The organism is Rothia sp. HMSC065C12 (genome assembly GCF_001812085.1).
GTDB classification, from domain to species: Bacteria; Actinomycetota; Actinomycetes; order Actinomycetales; family Micrococcaceae; genus Rothia; species Rothia mucilaginosa.
Window position 1 is genome coordinate 125,523 of sequence record NZ_KV807673.1, and the last position, 18,517, is coordinate 144,039.

An 18,517-nucleotide genomic window follows, 5' to 3' on the forward strand; every position below is an offset into this window, starting at 1 on the left:
CGAAGCGAGGGCGGGTGCCCCTGTAGGAGCGAGGAGGGTGCCGAACCTCGAGCAAATCCCGCCGGGGTTGCGGTAGATGTGCGGTGGTTCAGTATGTGCGCCCCGTGCCTAGCGAACTGGGGCGGGGAAGGGCTGTCGCGTTTTGGTGTGTTGCATGGCGGCTGAGCGTTATACCGCGTTCCAGAGTGTAACCCCGGTGAGAGCCTAGCCTAAGACTGCGGTAAACTGAAAGTTATGACTGCAACTCCGTTCTACATCACCACCGCCATCTCCTACCCCAATGGCAACCCGCACATCGGCCACGCCTACGAAACCATCGCAGCCGACGTGCTAGCCCGCTTCAAGCGCCTCGACGGCTTCGACGTGCGCTTCATGACCGGCACCGACGAGCACGGCCAGAAGATGCAGACCACCGCCGAAAAACTCGGTAAGACCGCTAAGGAACTCGCCGACGAGAACTCCGCACGCTTCAAAGCAATGAACGACGCGCTGAACATCAGCTACGATCGCTTCATCCGCACCACCGACCCCGACCACTATGTCGCATCCCAGGCCATCTGGAAGCGCATGGAAGAAAACGGCGACATCTACCTCGACAAGTACGCCGGCTGGTACTCCGTACGCGACGAAGCCTACTACGCAGAAGACGAAACCGAAGTCCGCGACGGCCAGCGCTACGCCATCACCACCGGCACCGAAGTCGAATGGACCGAAGAAGAATCCTACTTCTTCCGCCTCTCCAAGTACGGCGACAAGCTCCTCGAACTCTACGCCAACGAAGGCTACGTCTACCCCGAATCCCGCCGCAACGAACTGATCTCCTTCGTCAAGGGCGGCCTCAACGACCTGTCCATCTCCCGCACCACCTTCGACTGGGGCGTACCCGTACCCGGCAACGACAAGCACGTTATGTACGTGTGGGTCGACGCCCTCACCAACTACCTGACCGGCCTCGGCTACCCCGACACCGATAACGAACTGTTCACCAAGTACTGGCCCGCCGACCTGCACCTCATCGGTAAGGACATCACCCGATTCCACTCCATCTACTGGCCCGCATTCCTGTGGTCCGCCGGAGTCGAGCTGCCCAAGCGCGTGTTCGGCCACGGCTTCCTGCTCGTCAACGGCGAGAAGATGTCCAAGTCCGTCGGTAACGTTGTCGACCCCGCAAACCTCGTCGACGCATTCGGCTTGGATGCCGTCCGCTTCTTCCTCATGCGTGAAGTGTCCTTCGGCCAGGATGGCTCCTACTCCGAAGAGTCCATCATCAACCGCATCAACTCCGACCTGGCAAACAACCTCGGCAACCTTGCCCAGCGTTCCCTGTCCATGGTCGCCAAGAACTGCGGTGGCGCCGTCCCCACCCACGGCGAATTCACCGAAGCCGACCGCCAGATCCTCGACCAGGCGGCAGCCCTCTACGAGCCCGTCCGTGCAGACTTCGACGAGCAGGCATTCCACCGCGCTTTGGAACGCATCTGGACCGTCCTCGCAGACACCAACGCCTACTTCGCAGAGCAGGAACCCTGGACCCTGCGCAAGAACGGCGAACTCGACCGCATGAACACCGTGCTGTACGTAACCCTTGAGGTCGTACGCCAGGTTGCTCTGCTGTTGCAGCCCGTCATGCCCGACTCGACCGCCAAGCTGCTGACCCTGCTCGGCGTGCCCGAGGGCGACGCACGCCAGTTCGCAGCCCTCGGCACCGCACTCGTGCCTGGCACCGAACTGCCCGCACCCGCACCGGTGTTCCCCCGCTACGAAGCACCCAAAGCATAACGGCTGCTTCTGACATAGCGTGAGAAAGCCCCCGGATTCCTGACCCCGAATGGGGGAGGAGCCGGGGGCTTTTCGCATGCACACATAGAGGTACGGGGGCGGGGAGAGATGGGGGATGGGGAAAGAAGGCGAGCGCGAGCGCGCGCCGGTTGAGCCGCCACTCATCCTTAAGGATGAGGTCCGCGCCCCACCCAGCCCGCCTCAGACGCTTCTCAGCCCGTGGGATTAGCGATAGCCCCTGCATCCGCAGGTCAAGACCCGGTGAACACCCGCCAAAATCAACCTGGAGGATGAGAAAAACCCTGTAGTCAGCGCCATGCTGCGTGAAATAATTGAACTATGACTACGACAACTCCTCACGCACAGACGGCACAGCCCGCCGTCTCCGCACGAAACCTTTCCAAAACCTACGGCATGGGTGAAGCCACCGTCCACGCCCTCAACAACGTCTCCGTCGACTTTGAACAGGGCAAGTTCACCGCCATTATGGGTCCCTCCGGCTCGGGTAAGTCCACGCTGATGCAGACCATCGCAACCCTGGATACCCCCGACCCGAACCCGGCAACCTCGATTCGTATTGGCGGTACCGAGCTCTTCGGCCTGAAGGACAACGCCCTCACCGAATTCCGCCGCGAACACATCGGCTTCATCTTCCAGGCGTTCAACCTGGTGCCCACCCTCACCGCGGGCCAGAACATTGACCTGCCCCTGGGTCTTGCCGGTAAGAAGCCGGACCCGCAGTGGCGCGACTACCTGGTCAAGACCCTCGGCCTGGAAACCCGCCTCGACCACCGCCCCGAACAGCTCTCCGGCGGTCAGCAGCAGCGCGTCGCCATCGTGCGCGCCCTGCTCGCACGCCCCGAAGTGGTCTTCGCCGACGAACCGACCGGTAACCTCGACTCCAACTCCGGCGCCGAGGTACTGCGCCTGCTGCGTGCCGCCGCAACCGACCATGCACAGACCATCCTCATGGTCACCCACGACGCAAACGCCGCCTCCTACGCAGACCGCGTGGTCTTCATCAAGGACGGCATGGTCGCCGGCGAAATGATCGAACCCACCTACGACGCCGTCCTCGGCGCAATGGCACAGCTGGAAGGTCGATAAGCCGTGGCAACCACACTGAACACGGTGGCGCGCTCCAATCTGCGCGCCTCCAAAGGAAAATACATTCTCACGGGCATAGGCATCGCGATCTCATCCTTCTTCATCGCCGCCATTATGATGCTCACCAACTCGTTGCAGGCGACTGTCAACTCCTCCGTTGGTGACGTGCTCTCCCGCGCCGAGGCGGTCGTCGCCTCCGCCGCTACAACCTCCGACGGTAGAGACAGCACCTCTATCTACCTGACTCGTGACCAGATTCAGAAAGTAGAAAAGAGCGACCTGCTCTCCGGCTACTGGGTACAGTACGCAGTCACGGGTAAGCTCGGCACCGGCGACCAGGCAACCCAGGTGCAGTACGACCAGCTGCCCGCCGACTCTAGCCTCTTCCCGTACAAGGTGCAGGGCAAAATCCCCAGTGGTGACCACGAAATCATGGTCTCTACCTACTTCGCGAAGAAGCACAACCTCTCGCTGAACGGCAAGGTCACCAGCACCGACGTTGTAGAATCCGTCAGCGCCCCCGGTACTGACAAGACCGCCGAATACACCGTCGTCGGTCTGTTCGACCCCGGTTTTGAAGGCTCCACCACCAATCAGGCTGTCTTCATTGGCGGCACCAGCCTCGGCGAAGCCGCCCTGAAAGCAGCCGAGACAGAAAACAAGAGCTCCGCGGCAGGCTACCGGAACATGGCTGGCGCGAACCTCATCTACCTCAAGTTCAAGGACGGCGTAACCGACGCCAAGCTCAAGAGCCTGCAGGAGTCCCTCAGCAGCGGCGACACAAAGAACGACCCGCGCGTCATGACCGGTCAGAAGCTGCTGGAGGACTACCAGAAGACCATCTCCACGGTCTTCACCTCTATTAGTGTGGTTCTGGGCGCCTTCGCGGCACTGGCTCTGCTGGTTTCCTCCTTCGTCATCTCCAACACCTTCGCGGTGCTGGTCGGCCAGCGCATCCGTGAACTGGCTCTGCTGCGTACCCTCGGTGCCCGTGGCGGCTCCCTCGTACGGATGCTACTCATCGAATCCATTACCGTGGGCGTGGTGTTCTCCCTCATCGGTGCGCTACTGACCTACCCGGTTGGCGCGCTGGTTGGTGCAAACCTCACCACCATCATGATTTCGTACTCAATCACCCCGGTGATTATCAGTACCCTGATCTGCACCATCGTGACGGTTCTGGCGTCGCTCTCCCCGGCACGAAGCGCCCTGCGCATCTCGCCCATCAGCGCGATGAGCGAGCACACCAACCTTGAGGTGCGCAAGCCCGGCAAGGTCGGCCCAATCCTGGGTCTGGTCTTCGGTGCCGCAGGTATCGGCCTGGTTATGCTGGCTCAGAACCAGGGTTCCGGTGAGGGCGCCGGCAATAAGGCCATCCTCCTCATGATGGGGGCCGCACTGCTGCTCGGTATTGCGGTCTTCCTCATCACCCCGCTGGTACTGCCGCCGCTGGTACGCGCCCTTGGCACGGTCACCCGCACCCAGACCGGCAAGCTCGCGCTCGCCAACGCGCTGCGTTCGCCCAAGCGCACCGTCTCCACCGGTCGTGCCGTGCTGGTGGGTACCCTGGTCGTGTCGACTGTGCTGACCGGTTACTCGGTGCTGAGCGCCTCGCTGACCAAGGCCCTGGATCAGCAGTACCCGATTTCTGCGCAGGCAAAGTACAGCTCGTACGACCAGTCCGAGGCAGCCTCCACCGTGACCAAGGCGGAGGAAATTGCCTCCAAGGTCAAGGGTATTAAGAACGTTCAGACATCCGCCGTCGGTTACGCAGCCGGTGTGGTTGACTACACCGTCGAGTACGAGGGACAGACCGCCAACCAGAATTCCGACCTGGTGGCGTTGAGCTCCTCCGATTTGAAGGCAATCTTGCCGGGCGAAAACTCGAACCTTGCCGATGACACCGTGCTCGTGCCGCAGGGCCTCTGGAAGTCCGCTGGATTGAACGAGTCCAGCCGTCTGAAGGCACACGGCCCGCTCGGCGAAGTGGAACTCAAGCCTGTCAAGTCCGCAACCAAGCAGAACCTGCTGATTGTCAACCCTGCCACCGCCGCCAAGCTGCAGGACGCCAAGAACCCGCAGAAGGTTGCTAACCCCGCCGCTGAGGAAGCTCAGAAGCGCCTGGAAGAAGCAATCGCCAGCGGTGACAAGGAAGCTCAGACGAAGGCAGCTCACCTGACTGTCACCAGCCAGGCAACCGGTAACGACACCGTCGTTCTGGTGCGCGCCGCATCCCCGCTAACCAGTAGCGAGAACGCGACCCTGCAGGCTGACCTGAACCGAGCCAGCCCGGACAGCTCCTTCACCGGTGGTCTGCAGGAACGTCAGACCTACGACCAGCTGCTGACCGTCATGCTGACCTTCACTCTGGTGATGCTCATGCTCGCAGTGGTCATCTCCATCATTGGTGTGGCGAACACGATGACCCTGTCGGTCAACGAACGCCGCCGCGAGAACGCGATGCTCCGCTCGCTGGGTCTGTCCCGCAAGCAGCTGCGCCGCATGATCTCCATTGAGGCGATTCTGATTACGCTCGCCGCTGTGGTACTCGGTATGGTTTCCGGTGGTGTGATTGGTAGCCTCTCGGCGCAGATTATTATGTCTTCCATGAGTGCTTCCGCCCCGCTGGTGCTTGACCTGCCGTACGTCTGGTACGTGGTCATCCTCGTGGTGGGTGTGCTCGCCGCGATGCTGGCTTCGGCTCTGCCGGCGGCTCGTTCGGCTCGCATGTCCCCGGTTGAGGGTATGCGCGGCTAACAACCAAATATAGGGTGTGAGATAGTAAAGCCCCGGAGGGTGCCTCGATCAGGAGGCGCCCGCCGGGGCTTCACTGTGCCCTTATATAAGGGAGCGCTAGTGGGCGATACCCGCCTCATACGCCATAATGACCGCCTGCACACGATCACGCGCACCCAACTTCGCCAACACATGCGACACATGCGTCTTCACCGTCGCCTCCGAAAGCACCAGTTCCCGCGTAATCTCCGCATTCGACAAGCCGCGCGCAATCAAACCCAGCACCTCAAACTCACGCGGCGACAACTGCTCAATCAACTCACGATGCGGATAATCCTGCACAGGCTCAAAGCTTGCATGCTCAGCCGGAATAAACGTTGCCTTAGGAAGTTCAGAACCAGCAGCCGGGGGAATAGCAGGAACAGACTCGGCGGCAGGAGCGGTAGGAGCAACAGGAGAGGGGGAGTCCAGCACCGGAATCATCTGCTCCAACAGGCGGCGAGTCGCAGACGGCGCAATCACCGCATCGCCGCGGTGCACCGTACGAATCGCCTCCAGCAGCTGCTCCGGCGGGGTGTCCTTCAACAAGAAACCGCTCGCACCCGCACGCACCGCCGAATACACGTACTCATCAATATCGAAGGTCGTGAGCATAATAATGCGCACCCGCTCATCCTCGGAAACTTTACGCTCGCCGTCACGCTCCAGAATACGGCGCGCCGCCTCCAGGCCGTCGCAGTGCGGCATGCGCACATCCATGAGGATGACTTGCGGCGCCTGCCCCTCAGAGACCATGCGGTCAAAAACGTCAATTGCCGCCAGGCCGTCATCAGCTTCCATGACGACCTGCAGGTCCGGCTGGGAGTTGACGAGCATGCTCAAGCCGCCGCGCACTAGGCGCTGGTCGTCAACGAGCATCACGCGGATCGGCTGGGTGGTCTGTGGTGCAGAAGTCTGTGGTGCAGAAGAATTCATAGTTTCAATCCTAGATTACGAGGTAGTAGAGGGCACGGGTATTAGAGGTCGCGGTAGGGCAGCGCCGCCTCAACGAGCCAGCCGCCGTCGGGCTGCAGGCCGTAGGTGAGGGTGCCGTGGTAGAGGGCGATGCGCTCGCTCATGCCGCGCAGACCGTTGCCGCTACCGGGTACAGGGCGGGCAATGTGCTGAGCCGCGGCAGAGGAAACCGGGCCGTTATGTACCCACAAGTGCAGACCGTTCTCGCCCCAGTGAATAGTGACGGTGGTTGTCGCGCCGGGGGAGTGCTTGAGCGCGTTGGTGAGCGCCTCCTGCACGGTGCGGTACGCCGCCAGCTCGGCACCCTGCGGTAGGGTGCGCGCCATGGTGCCGGTAATTCCGGTGAAGGTGACGGGTAGCCCGGCGCGGCGGCTCTGTTCCACGAGGGCGGGCACATCGCTGAGGGTGGGCACGGGTGCGTAGGCGGTTGCCTCGTCCGTGCGGAGTAGCCCGAGGAGGGAGCGCATCTGAGTGAGGGAGTCGCGCGCCGTGTCTGCGATGAGTTTTAGGGTCTGCTCGGCAATATCCGGTTCGCTCTGCTGCTGAGCCTGACCCGACTGCTCTGCCTGTTCAGTTTGCTGCTCTGCCTGCTGCGCCTGTTGTGTTTGCTGGGCGCGTGCGGTGCGGGCGCTCGCGGCGGCGTAGCGTGCCCCGTCTGCCTGGGAAATAATGCTGGAGAGCGAGTGCGCCACAATATCGTGCATTTCGCGGGCGATGCGGGTGCGTTCGTCCTGCGCGGCGAGGCGACGTTCCTGTTCCTGCTCGTATTCGAGGCGGCGGGCGCGTTCTTTGAACTCTTCGCTGCGCAGTTCGCGCATGCGGCGGGAGTCGCCGAGGAACCAGAAGACGGTGAAGATGGATCCGCAGAGCACGCCGAGCATCAGGCAAATGAAGATGCGGGCGGGTATGTCGTCCCAGTGGTAGAGGAACGAGAGCGAGGCCTGCACGGTGACGGCGAGTGCGCCGACCCAGCCGAGAATGAGGGCGCGGAAGCGGGCGCGGCGGGTCCAGTGCCTGCCGGTGTGGTAGGCGGCGAGGCTGACCGGCGGGTAGCAGGTGATGACGAGTGAGTCGGGGAAGGGGGTCACTAGGGTGAGACAGAGCGCCGCGATGACCACGTAGATGCTGCCGTAGGGGAAGCGGTAGCGGAAGTAGAGCGCGGTGGTGCTGCAGAGCGCGGAGATGAGCGGGATCCAGCCGTAGCCGTTGATGAAGGCTACGGAGAGTACGCAGCAGAAGAACTGCATGTGCGCGACGACGATGAAGTTCATCCAGCCGCGTTTGTCTCTGAGGTAGTTTTGCACGCGGCTGGAGGCGCTGATTGCGTCGGCGGGTAGGTCGCTGTTTTCTGAGCTGCCGTGGGTATGCGTTACGGTGTAGCCTGATTCGGCTGTCTCTGTGCTGTGCTGTGGGTTCTGCTGGGGTTCGGTGTGCTTAAGGGGCATGTTTCCAGTGTATCGGGGTGGTGGGGCGGGATTGGGAGCCTCTTTTTGCTCTCATGTGCAGGAATATTTTGTGGGTTTGCGTGTGGGGTTGTGTGCTTGAGTGAGTATGACACGCCGAAAATAGCTATTTTTAGTGACCTTAGTTACTTTTTTGAAAAATATTCTTTCAACTAAAACTTGAGAGTTTGGGATTGTATGGGGTTCGAATTTAGGTTCAAGAGACTTGAAACTCCCTTAAGTAACCTATTTTGGTTGAGAAACCTTCAACTAAAGCGGAGAGTTTAAGGGAAACCCCCTCATCAAACCATTTTTGGAACCATTGCGGTACGGGTCCTTGGTGGGTATAGTTTTAGCCGTACCGAAATTCTGCGTCCATGAGGCAAGACCTCGCAGAGCGAACACCAAGCGCTCTGAAACGCGAAAGTCCCTATGATAGGGGACCGGTTACAGCATTATGTCGTTATCACCAGAGGTTAGGCGCAAGCCTACTTCACTCACTCGAATCTCATCAGGTGACGTTCTTCGCCGCGCACGACGGCGGGTGATAACTTTTATTCCTCAAAATGACATCACTCTCGAAGGACATATATGTCTACTAATATTTCTCGCCGCAAGGTTGTCGCTGGCGCAGCATGGGCTGCTCCGGTTGTTGCAGCATCTGCTGCAGTTCCCGCTTTTGCTTCCTCCACCGTTTGTGACTGGGAGTCCACCGCAGCTTACAGCGCTAACGGTAACGCTTCGGGTGCTAAGGGCACCACTTCTTTCGTTGTTCCCGCACTGGTCGACAAGATTAAGTTCGAGGTCGTCGGTGGCGCTGGTGGTACCAACTACGACGATATGGCAGCAGGCTCCGGTGCTAAGGTCACCGGTATCATCGAGGTCAAGGAAGGCCAGACCGTTCAGCTCATCGGCGCAGCCGGTGGTATCGGTAACAACCCCCTGACCCCCGCAGAGGGTGGTGAGGGCTACGGTAACGGTGGTTCCTCCAGCCTGCCCAACCCCGTCCCCTCCGGCATCATGCAGCAGGTCAATACTATTTGGCCCGCTAGCTCCCCCCTGAAGCGTATTACCTACTCCGCTTCCGGTGGTGGCTCCTCCGCTCTGGTCATCAACGGTACCCCCGTTGCAGTTGCAGGTGGCGGCGGTGGCGCTGGCTTCATCAACAACGGTGGCGCTAACAACAACCCCAATTACATGGAAGCTGGCGCAGTGACCGCTTCTTGGCAGTGGCCCTCCGGCGCAAAGCGCAACGGCAACATCATCTTCGGTTCCACCGGTGGTTCCGCTGAGGGTGCAGCGGGTTCTGCAGGTCTGGGCGGCTTCGGTATCTACGATGCTGACAGCTCCATCAAGGAAACCGTTGAGGCCGGTGAAGGTGGCGCAAACGGTATCGGTGGTAACGGTGGTTCCAAGACCGCTCTGCACACCGGCAAGTCCCCGAATGGCGTGCTGGGCTTCTACTCCGCCAACAACCAGGAGATTTACCAGTCCTCCAAGTCCGGTAACCAGGGTGGCGACGGCTTCAAGGGTAACGGTGGCGACGGTGTAGCATCCTACTCCTACCTGATCGACAACAACGATCGCACCAAGAAGGAAGAGGGTACCCACAACGGTACCGGTTACGCTCTCGAGTACAAGTCCATCGGCTTCAACTTCAACGGCTACGAGTCCGTCATCTCCGCAGGTGGTGGCGCAGGCTACGGTGGCGGTGGCTCCGGTGCTTCCAGCTCCTCCTCCGCAATCGTTCTGACCCAGAAGTGGAACAACAACCCCAAGGGTATCCGCCAGAACGTCTCCTTCGGCCAGCTCGGCGGCGGCGGCGGCGCAGGTGGCTCCTACGTTGCTCCCGGTGTTTCCGGCGGTACCATTACCTCCGCAGGCAACGCTCCGACCGCTCGTGGCGAACGTGGCAACGGCTACGTCAAGGTCACCCTCTGCAAGCGCACCGCGTAATTGCATAGACCTTTAGGGCTCTCACACTGAGTGAGAACTCATAACGATATTCCCCGGCTGAATTATCAGCCGGGGAATATCGTTTTAACCGGCAGAGGCTGAACGCCCCAGAATCCAGGGGCGCTGGGTCGGACCAGAAGGGTAGGGGAGTAGCCGGGTAGGATCTGCACCTAGCCCAGAGCCCGTCTAGCCCAGAGTCTGAGAACCCGCCCGCACACTCTACCGCCCACCCGCGGCGCGTATTACGGTAGAGGCATGACTGAAGCACGTAGCATCGACCTCGCCGTCATCCCCGGCGACGGCATCGGCCCCGAAATCATTACCGAAGCCCAGCGCATCCTCACCCGCGCCTGCGAGCTCGAAAACATCACCGTAACCCCCACCCACTACAAGCTCGGCGCCGAGCACTGGCTGGAAACCGGTGAAACCCTGCCCGACTCCACCATGGACGCCCTCAAGCAGCACGACGCGATCCTCTTCGGCGCCATCGGTGCAGACCCGCGCAGCGGCAAGATTCCCTCCGGTCTCATCGAACGCGAAATGCTCCTGAAGCTGCGCTTCGCTTTCGACCACTACATCAACCTGCGCCCCTCCCGCCTGTACCCCGGCGCAGTCTCCCCGCTTGCCAACCCTGGCAACATCGACTTCGTCGTCGTGCGTGAAGGCACCGAAGGCCCCTACATCGGTAACGGCGGTGTCATCCGCGGCGGCACCCCCCACGAAATCGCCACCGAAGTCTCCCTCAACACCGCACACGGTGTGGAGCGCCTGGTGCGCTACGCATTTGAGCTGGCATCCACCCGCCGCAAGAAGGTCACCCTCGTGCACAAGACCAACGTGCTCACCCACGCAGGTCGCCTCTACAACCGCTACTTCACCGAAATCGCGGCTGAATTCCCCGAGGTCGAGACCGACTACCTGCACATTGACGCGACCACTATCTTCATGGTCACCGACCCCGCCCGCTTCGACGTGATCGTCACCGACAACCTCTTCGGCGACATCATCACCGACCTCGCCGGTGCAGTGACCGGCGGTATCGGCTACGCGGCAAGCGGCAACATCAACGCCGTCGGCGAGTTCCCCTCCATGTTCGAGCCTGTACACGGCTCCGCACCGGACATCGCCCGCCAGAACAAGGCAAACCCCACCGCCGCAATCCTCGCCGGCGCAATGCTGCTGCGCCACCTCGGCCACGCCGCCGCCGCAGCTCGCATTGAGGACGCTGTTGAGGCAGATATGCGCGAGAACGGCGCAAGCGTGCGCGGAACCGATCAGGTCGGCGCGGACGTGCTCGCACGCCTCGGTTAATACTTGCCCGGCTAAAACTGGCTCAGCTAAAACTAGCTCAGCTAAAACGTGAACTACGCTGTGAAGCCCGGAAGGAATACACCTTCCGGGCTTCACCTGTTCACATCTTGAATGGCAGAAAAGGTGCGCATGCGGCAAACTCATCTTTCCGGTACTCTAAAACAGGTCAGGCACACCCGCCCGGCACCTCGGCGGTGGACACCATCCACCACTAGCTTTGATGCATCCAACTAGCACAGACCGCTAGATGCACCATCTGCCCCGCACGACAACGCGCCCGGCGGCACACACCGGTCCCTCGCCCCGCCGCGAGAACCGCCACTCAAAGAACGCCCACAGAGGCAACTAGACGAAGAGGAACGCAGAACGATGGCAACCGAATTCAGCCACGAAGCAAACCAGTCACCCGCCACCGCCGAACGCCGCGCCGAAATCCTCGCAAACCCCGGCTTCGGTGACTACTTCAGTGACCACATGGTCACCATCGACTGGGAAGGCGACTACAAGACCGGTGGCACCTGGTACGACGCACGAGTGCACCCCTACGGCCCGCTCGTCCTCGACCCCGCAGCATCCGTGTTCCACTACGGCCAGGAAATCTTCGAAGGCATCAAGGGCTACCGCCACGCCGACGGCTCCGTATGGACCTTCCGCCCCGAAAAGAACGCTGCACGCTTCGCGAACTCCGCACGCCGCCTCTCCCTGCCCGAACTGCCCGCTGAGACCTTCATCGAATCCCTGCGCGAACTCGTGAAGATGGACGAGCAGTGGGTACCCACCGGCGACGGTGAAGCCTTCTACTTCCGCCCCTTCATGATTGCTACCGAGGCGTTCCTTGGCGTTCGCCCCGCACGCCATGTGCAGTACCACGTGATCGGCTCGCCCGCAGGTAACTACTTCGGCACCCCCGAACCCGTGGACATCTGGCTCTCCACCACCTACGCCCGCGCAGGCGAAGGCGGTACCGGTGCGGCAAAGTGCGGCGGTAACTACGCGGCATCCATGATTGCCCAGACCGAAGGTGAAAAGCACGGCTGCAAGCAGGTCATCTTCAAGGATCCGCACCGCGGCGACGCCATCGAAGAGCTCGGCGGCATGAACGTGTTCTTCATCTTCGGCAAGGAAAACAAGATTGTTACCCCCGAACTGACCGGCACCATCCTGGAGGGCGTGACCCGCTCCTCGCTGATTCAGCTGGCTAAGGACCGCGGCATGACCGTCGAAGAGCGCGCAATCACCCTCAACGAGTGGCGTGAAGGCGTGGCAAACGGCGACATCACCGAAATCTTCGCCTGCGGCACCGCAGCAGTGGTCGCCCCCATCGGCAAGCTCAAGGCAGAAGACTTCGAAATCCCTGCACCCACCGAGCACTTCGGCGAAATTTCCAAGAGCCTGCGCGAAGAGCTCGTCGGCATTCAGCTCGGCACCGTCGAGGACCGCCACGGCTGGATGACCCGCCTCATCTAATCTCTCACGCGAAATCCCCGCAGGATGCCCCGCCCGACCCCGTACGTCGCGCGGTGAGCAACCCGCGGGGATTCACTGTGCCAGGAAAATGACGTGCCCGGTGATGCTGTGCTCGGCGAATATTGCGCGCGGCGTTGATAATGCGAGGACAGGGGAGGAGAGGCGCCCCCCGCCGCCGTCCCTCGATAAAACCCGCCCCGCCGAACCCGACCCCGCTAAAACCCGACCCGCCGCCCGCACCCTCGAAGGCTGGTACTCTAGAAAGTATGCGTATTGCACGATTTACCGTAAATAATGAGCTCCACTTCGGGCTGGTAGAAGGCGACGCAGGCGAAGAAACCCTGCGCGTACTCGCCGGCGACCCCTTCTACTCGGGCGTCGAACCGACCGGCACCACCTACCCCATCGACCAGGTGCGCCTGCTCGCCCCGATCATCCCCCGCTCCAAGGTGATTGGAGCGATCGCAAACTGGGCAGGAACCGAGGCGCCTGCCTCCCCGCAGTTCTTCCTCAAGCCCAACACCACCGTGATTGGCCCCGGCGACCCCGTGACCCTGCCCGAGTACTCCGAAGCCGTCAGCGCAGAAGGTGAACTCGCCGTCATTATCGGTCGTATCGCCAAGTCCGTGCCTCTTGAGCGCGTGCACGAAGTCATCTTCGGCTACACCGTAGCCAACGACCTCACCGCCCGCGACCTGCTCGAGGACCGCCAGTGGACCCGTGCGAAGGGCTTCGACGGCTCCACCCCGCTCGGTCCCTGGATCGAAACCGACCTGGACACCGACTCGCTGAACATCACCACCTGGGTTGACGGCGACGTCGTGCAGGAAGGTAACACCTCCGAAATGCACTACTCCGTAGCCGAGCAGGTTGCCGCAGCCTCCGAAATCTTCACCCTGCTGCCCGGCGACGTACTGCTCACCGGCACCCCCGCCGGCATCAGCGTACTGCGCGACGGCAACGAAGTAGAGGTCGAAGTCGAAGGCATCGGCTCCCTCGTCACCCGCGTGCGCGACTAAACAGCCCGCGCCCACAAACGTAACGTACATCCTGAAACACACCGTCAAGGAGACATCATGACCGAATACCACGGTCCCGTACTCAACAGCCCCGCAGACACCCGCGTCCGCTTCTGCCCCTCGCCCACCGGCACCCCGCACGTGGGCATGGTCCGCACCGCCCTCTTCAACTGGGCGTACGCACGCCACACCGGCGGCAAGCTGATCTTCCGCATCGAAGACACCGACGCAGCACGCGACTCCGAAGAGTCGTTCAACCAGGTGCTCGAATCCCTGCACTGGCTCGGCATCAACTGGGACGAAGGCGTGGGCGTCGGCGGCCCGCACGAACCCTACCGCCAGTCCGAGCGTAAGACCGCAGGCATCTACAACGAGATCTTCGAAAAGCTCGTTGAAGGCGGCTACGTGTATGAAGACTTCTCCACCCCCGACGAGGTGAAGGAGCGCCGCAAGGCAGCCGGTCAGGACCCGCAGCTCGGCTACGACAACTACGACCGCAACCTCACCGAAGAGCAGAAGGAAGCCTACCGCGCCGAGGGCCGTAAGCCCGTGTGGCGTCTGCGCATGCCCGACGAGGACATCACCTTCAACGACCTCGTTCGCGGTGAAATCACCTTCAAGGCCGGTACCGTGCCCGACTACGTGGTGGTCCGCTCCAACGGCGACCCGCTGTACCCCTTTGTGAACCCCGTTGACGACGCGCTCATGGGCGTCACCCACGTGCTACGCGGTGAGGATCTGCTCTCCTCCACCCCGCGCCAGATCGCGCTCTACCGTGCACTCGTAGACACCGGCGTGACCAGCTTCATCCCCGAATTCGGCCACCTGCCCTACGTCATGGGCCAGGGCAACAAGAAGCTCTCCAAGCGCGACCCCGAGTCGAACCTCTTCCTGCTGCGCGACTCCGGCTTCATCAAGGAAGGCCTGCTGAACTACCTGTCCCTGCTGGGTTGGTCCCTCTCCGCAGACCAGGACGTCTTCAGCATCGACGAGCTCGTCGAGCACTTTGACGTACACGACGTTGTCGCCAACCCCGCACGCTTCGACGTGAAGAAGGCAGAGTCCATCAACGGCGACCACATCCGTGCGCTCGACCCCAAGGACTTCCGCGACCGCCTCGTGCCGTACCTGCAGGCTGCAGGCGTACTCGGTGAAACCCTCACCGAGCGCGAAGAGCAGGTCCTTACCGAAGCTGCACCCCTCGTCCAGGAGCGCATGCAGCTGCTCGGTGAAGCACCCGGCCTGCTCGCATTCCTCTTCAAGGCAGACGAAGAAATCAGCACCGCAGACGACGCACGCAAGCAACTCAAGGAATCTGCACCGCAGGTCCTCGCCGCCGCAATCGAAGCTCTGGAGCCCCTCGAGGACTTCACCGCAGCGAACATTGAGGCAGCCCTGCGCGCCGCAATCGTCGACGGCCTGGAAATCAAGCCGCGCCTCGCATTCGGCCCCGTGCGTATCGCAGTGTCCGGTGAGCGTATCTCCCCGCCGCTGTTCGAATCCATGGAAATCCTCGGCAAGGAATCCTCCCTCGCACGCCTGCGTAAGCTTGCCGCTGAACTGAGCTAACCATGAGCCAGCCGAATAACCAATCCATCATCGGCAAGGCGCTGCTCAAGGGCACCCTCATGGCGCTCACCAACGCCTGCATTATCTGGCTGATTCTGTACATCGCCAACATGGACAAGTCCGTCTTGATGGTGGTCGCTGTTGTCGTTGCGGCAGCCTTCGGATACGTGACTGCCTACTTCGAGGCGCGCGCCGCCCTGAACGCTCAAGAAGCTCAGGCACGGCACGCCCGCGGCGGCGACGTCAGCAGTTCGTCTGACGGCGTAGACACCTCGGACTCTTCGCGTGAAGAGGACGACGAAGACGACTTCGTGGACCCGGGCCCCGACCCGGACGCGGGCGACTTCGACGCCGGAAGCTCCAGCAGCTCGGACTACAGCAGCTACAGCAGCTCCGACTACTCTGGCGGCGGCGACTCCGGTGGAGGCGACTCTGGTGGTAGCAGCGACTAAGCTCTAGAGAATCCCCTTATCCAGCGGGAATCTGACGACCGAAAGGTCTGAAGGAAACCCGGTGGATAAGGGGATTTTTCATAAATTTGAGAATATTTTTTGTGATGGGTATTTCCTGTAAAACTACTAGTCAGTATGTTTTATTGGGGTGAATCTGGCTCCATTTTGGGGAGTGTGGCAAGAATTTGGTTTGCGCACCCCGGTAAAGGCTCGTATAGTAGTACCTGTTGTTGCGACGAACTGAAAAGTTCAAAGCGAAAACATGCGGTTGTAGCTCAGTTGGTAGAGCACCACCTTGCCAAGGTGGATGTCGCGAGTTCAAGTCTCGTCAACCGCTCCACTCAAGCCCCGAGGTTCGCCTCGGGGCTTTTTCGTTGTCTCTGGGTTTTATTACCTCTGGGATTTTGCTGTCTCCGGGAGGTTCAGTTTTTAGAAGTGCGGGGCGGGGGTCCTGCGATCTTTCTCGAGGTTGTTGCTTGGGTGGGTTGGCTACCGGGATGCTTTGGCTATCTGACGACCTAACTGCCGGGCTATCTGACAACCTGACTGTCTGGTCACCTGACTACCGGGAGGCGGTGCAGGAAAAAATCTTCAAAAAAATTTGGGATGCAAAGCGTGCGGGGGAGGGGGTAAAACTGCTCTCCGAGCCACCTCGGAGCTGCTGTGAAGGGTGAAAATCGGCCCCAAAACCTTCTTTTTGAAGAAATTTAAAAAACTTTTTAACCCCAAAAACCCCGGAAACACGCGGAAGTAGCGGGCATAAAACCGTGAATGTGAGGCGGCTCTCCAGATTTCGGCTTGCACGCCTCCAGAAAGACCCGTATAGTTATTACTCGTTCCGGTGAAAAGCCGAAAGGCGAAAAACGGAACGGTAACTCAATAGAGTAATGGGATATGGTGTAATTGGCAACACGAAGGTTTCTGGTTCCTTTGTTCTAGGTTCGAGTCCTGGTATCCCAGCTAACCTCCTCACGGAGGTTTTGGCCCCATCGTATAGCGGCCTAGTACTCCGCCCTCTCACGGCGGCAACACCGGTTCAAATCCGGTTGGGGTCACCACTAGGAAAAAGCCTGGTTTCTTCGGAAGCCAGGCTTTTTTGTTTATCCAGTGAAACCGGACTGAGATTCGGTAATGACTTAGCGACTTCAGCCATGGTTAAAAGCTATCCCTGAAGACGCTAACCTAGCCCCAAAGTCCGTAACTCATGACCAGAGTCCATAAGTCATTACTGAACCTGCAGTCACCTCTGGTGGGATGATCTTTTAGATTCCATGGTGCCGCCGTGAACTCACCGGGAAGGGGACGGGAAGAAAAAAGGGAGCGCAAAATTTGACCTTCACGCCAAGCCTCGGTATAGTCTTATCCGTAAGCGTGATTGGCGCAGTGGTAGCGCGCTTCGTTCACACCGAAGAGGTCACTGGTTCGAACCCAGTATCACGCACCAATAACCCCCGTTTCAAGGAACGGGGGTTTTATTATGCCCACCGGTATTTGTGCCCACAAGCAGTACAAACCCAGCCGCGGACACAACCACCCGAGAATGAGGTACCCCGTGACAACACCCGAACTCGCCGCAGCCACCGACTACGGACGCATGTACGCGCGCGTCCGCGGAGGAGAACTCCTCGTCCCCTCCATCACCACCGTCATCGGGCAGCACGCCAACGACCTCAGCGGCTGGCACGGGTACATGGCCGCCAAAGCCGCCCTCGAAGACCAGCGCGCCTACCGCGCCACCGGATCCCACGGCCTCAAATTCGCCATCATCCGCGACGCAGCCAGCGCCTCCGAACGATACCGCGACGCAGCCGCCGCCCGAGGCGACCGCGTCCACAACTACGCCGAAGCCGTCGCCCTACGCGCCATGGGCCGCGAACACAACCTCGACGAAAGCCGCGAACAGCTCATCATCAACGGCGAACAAGCCTACGCCGACCGCTTCGACGAATGGTGGGAAGCCTTCAAGCCCCGCCCCCTCGCCGCCGAAGTCACCATCTGGAACGACACCGTCGGCTACGCGGGAACCCTCGACCTCGTCGCAGAAATCGCAGGCCGAACCTGCATCATCGACTACAAAACCAAAGGCACCGACAAACGCGGCCGCGTCAAAGCACTCGACGAAAAAGTCGTCATGCAGCTCGTCGCCGGACTCAAAGCCGAAGAATCCATCGTCGACCCCGACGAAGGCACCTGGGAACCCTGGAAATACGGTGACGCGCCCGTCCTCATGGGCGTAGCCCTCGGCGAAACGCAGGTGCTGCCGCAGCAGGCAAACCCCGCCGTGCTCGAACGTAACTGGTACAAGTTCTGCGCCCTGCGCCGCGTCTGGGAATTCGACCGCCAGGTCCAAGAATTTGAAGACCCTGCGCTCATGCCCGTAGTACCCCCGCCCGCGGCATAGGGGAGTAGCGGGCATAGGGGAGAGGATCAAACCCCCGAGGAGATGAGCGCTGGGAGGTGAAGCTCAGCCCTCACCCTACCGCCTCCACCCCCAGCGCCTCGATTCGTTCTAGATTCGCGCTACTGAATCGGCGACAATAGAACAATAGGCAGAACGGCGCACCTGCTGTGAAGAATGCGCCCGCTGTGAAGAACCCGCTACTGAGAAAACCGCCAGCGCAGTTTCACCCGCGAGGTTCTACCAGCGCAGTTCTGCCGCCATATT

12 protein-coding genes and 4 tRNA genes are annotated in these 18,517 nt (G+C 60.8%); 14 read left to right on the top strand and 2 right to left on the bottom strand.

Annotated elements, in window-relative coordinates:
* Window positions 1-234 precede the first annotated feature (234 nt).
* From metG to HMPREF2836_RS02920, 3 genes are all read left to right on the top strand, one after another.
* Window positions 235-1,779 carry a methionine--tRNA ligase gene (metG, locus tag HMPREF2836_RS02910; RefSeq protein WP_005505531.1) on the top strand — a complete coding sequence of 515 codons (1,545 nt, stop codon included), beginning with the start codon at window positions 235-237 and terminating at the stop codon, window positions 1,777-1,779.
* A gap of 339 nt (window positions 1,780-2,118) precedes the next feature.
* Window positions 2,119-2,886 (top strand): ABC transporter ATP-binding protein, encoded by a 768-nt coding sequence (locus tag HMPREF2836_RS02915; protein WP_012903286.1) that lies wholly within the window; start codon window positions 2,119-2,121, stop codon window positions 2,884-2,886.
* A 3-nt stretch (window positions 2,887-2,889) separates the two neighbouring features.
* Window positions 2,890-5,643 (top strand): ABC transporter permease, encoded by a 2,754-nt coding sequence (locus tag HMPREF2836_RS02920; protein WP_070629409.1) that lies wholly within the window; start codon window positions 2,890-2,892, stop codon window positions 5,641-5,643.
* Window positions 5,644-5,739: 96 nt separating this feature from the next.
* On the opposite strand, the gene HMPREF2836_RS02925 is transcribed toward HMPREF2836_RS02920, so the two are convergent.
* Window positions 5,740-6,597 (bottom strand): response regulator, encoded by an 858-nt coding sequence (locus HMPREF2836_RS02925; protein ID WP_070629410.1) that lies wholly within the window; start codon window positions 6,595-6,597, stop codon window positions 5,740-5,742.
* Between the two features lie 41 nt (window positions 6,598-6,638).
* The gene (locus HMPREF2836_RS02930) at window positions 6,639-8,081 is read right to left on the bottom strand and encodes a histidine kinase (RefSeq protein WP_210394327.1); all 1,443 of its coding nucleotides are present in this window, start codon (window positions 8,079-8,081) and stop codon (window positions 6,639-6,641) included.
* Between the two features lie 588 nt (window positions 8,082-8,669).
* Between HMPREF2836_RS02930 and HMPREF2836_RS02935 the strand changes: the two genes are divergently transcribed.
* The 11 genes from HMPREF2836_RS02935 to HMPREF2836_RS02985 all read left to right on the top strand — a co-directional run bounded on the left by HMPREF2836_RS02935 (window position 8,670) and on the right by HMPREF2836_RS02985 (window position 18,253).
* Window positions 8,670-10,034, top strand: coding sequence for a hypothetical protein (locus HMPREF2836_RS02935; protein WP_070629412.1), 1,365 nt, complete (start codon window positions 8,670-8,672; stop codon window positions 10,032-10,034).
* 255 nt (window positions 10,035-10,289) lie between these two features.
* A complete protein-coding gene (locus HMPREF2836_RS02940; protein WP_070629413.1) occupies window positions 10,290-11,345 on the top strand; it encodes a 3-isopropylmalate dehydrogenase in 1,056 nt (351 codons plus the stop codon).
* A gap of 369 nt (window positions 11,346-11,714) precedes the next feature.
* Window positions 11,715-12,812 carry a branched-chain amino acid aminotransferase gene (locus HMPREF2836_RS02945; RefSeq protein WP_070629414.1) on the top strand — a complete coding sequence of 366 codons (1,098 nt, stop codon included), beginning with the start codon at window positions 11,715-11,717 and terminating at the stop codon, window positions 12,810-12,812.
* Between the two features lie 266 nt (window positions 12,813-13,078).
* Window positions 13,079-13,831, top strand: a complete 753-nt coding sequence (locus HMPREF2836_RS02950) for a fumarylacetoacetate hydrolase family protein (protein ID WP_070629415.1) — start codon at window positions 13,079-13,081, stop codon at window positions 13,829-13,831.
* A gap of 57 nt (window positions 13,832-13,888) precedes the next feature.
* Window positions 13,889-15,400, top strand: a complete 1,512-nt coding sequence (gltX, locus tag HMPREF2836_RS02955) for a glutamate--tRNA ligase (protein WP_070614931.1) — start codon at window positions 13,889-13,891, stop codon at window positions 15,398-15,400.
* Between the two features lie 2 nt (window positions 15,401-15,402).
* Complete coding sequence (locus HMPREF2836_RS02960; RefSeq protein ID WP_005505551.1) at window positions 15,403-15,852, top strand: hypothetical protein; 450 nt, start codon at window positions 15,403-15,405, stop codon at window positions 15,850-15,852.
* Window positions 15,853-16,116: 264 nt separating this feature from the next.
* Window positions 16,117-16,192 (top strand) — tRNA-Gly (locus tag HMPREF2836_RS02965).
* A 548-nt stretch (window positions 16,193-16,740) separates the two neighbouring features.
* Window positions 16,741-16,812 (top strand) — tRNA-Gln (locus HMPREF2836_RS02970).
* A 22-nt stretch (window positions 16,813-16,834) separates the two neighbouring features.
* Window positions 16,835-16,910 (top strand) — tRNA-Glu (locus HMPREF2836_RS02975).
* 311 nt (window positions 16,911-17,221) lie between these two features.
* Window positions 17,222-17,296 (top strand) — tRNA-Val (locus HMPREF2836_RS02980).
* Window positions 17,297-17,404: 108 nt separating this feature from the next.
* The gene (locus tag HMPREF2836_RS02985; protein WP_070615061.1) at window positions 17,405-18,253 is read left to right on the top strand and encodes a PD-(D/E)XK nuclease family protein; all 849 of its coding nucleotides are present in this window, start codon (window positions 17,405-17,407) and stop codon (window positions 18,251-18,253) included.
* Window positions 18,254-18,517 lie beyond the last annotated feature (264 nt).

What these genes read in the sequence shown, in the direction of transcription:
- HMPREF2836_RS02930 (WP_210394327.1), bottom strand. Translation starts at nt 8,081, where the DNA reads ATGCCCCTTAAGCACACCGAACCCCAGCAGAACCCACAGCACAGCACA.
- HMPREF2836_RS02935 (WP_070629412.1), top strand. Translation starts at nt 8,670, where the DNA reads ATGTCTACTAATATTTCTCGCCGCAAGGTTGTCGCTGGCGCAGCATGG.
- HMPREF2836_RS02925 (WP_070629410.1), bottom strand. Translation starts at nt 6,597, where the DNA reads ATGAATTCTTCTGCACCACAGACTTCTGCACCACAGACCACCCAGCCG.
- HMPREF2836_RS02940 (WP_070629413.1), top strand. Translation starts at nt 10,290, where the DNA reads ATGACTGAAGCACGTAGCATCGACCTCGCCGTCATCCCCGGCGACGGC.
- HMPREF2836_RS02950 (WP_070629415.1), top strand. Translation starts at nt 13,079, where the DNA reads ATGCGTATTGCACGATTTACCGTAAATAATGAGCTCCACTTCGGGCTG.
- gltX (WP_070614931.1), top strand. Translation starts at nt 13,889, where the DNA reads ATGACCGAATACCACGGTCCCGTACTCAACAGCCCCGCAGACACCCGC.
- metG (WP_005505531.1), top strand. Translation starts at nt 235, where the DNA reads ATGACTGCAACTCCGTTCTACATCACCACCGCCATCTCCTACCCCAAT.
- HMPREF2836_RS02945 (WP_070629414.1), top strand. Translation starts at nt 11,715, where the DNA reads ATGGCAACCGAATTCAGCCACGAAGCAAACCAGTCACCCGCCACCGCC.
- HMPREF2836_RS02960 (WP_005505551.1), top strand. Translation starts at nt 15,403, where the DNA reads ATGAGCCAGCCGAATAACCAATCCATCATCGGCAAGGCGCTGCTCAAG.
- HMPREF2836_RS02915 (WP_012903286.1), top strand. Translation starts at nt 2,119, where the DNA reads ATGACTACGACAACTCCTCACGCACAGACGGCACAGCCCGCCGTCTCC.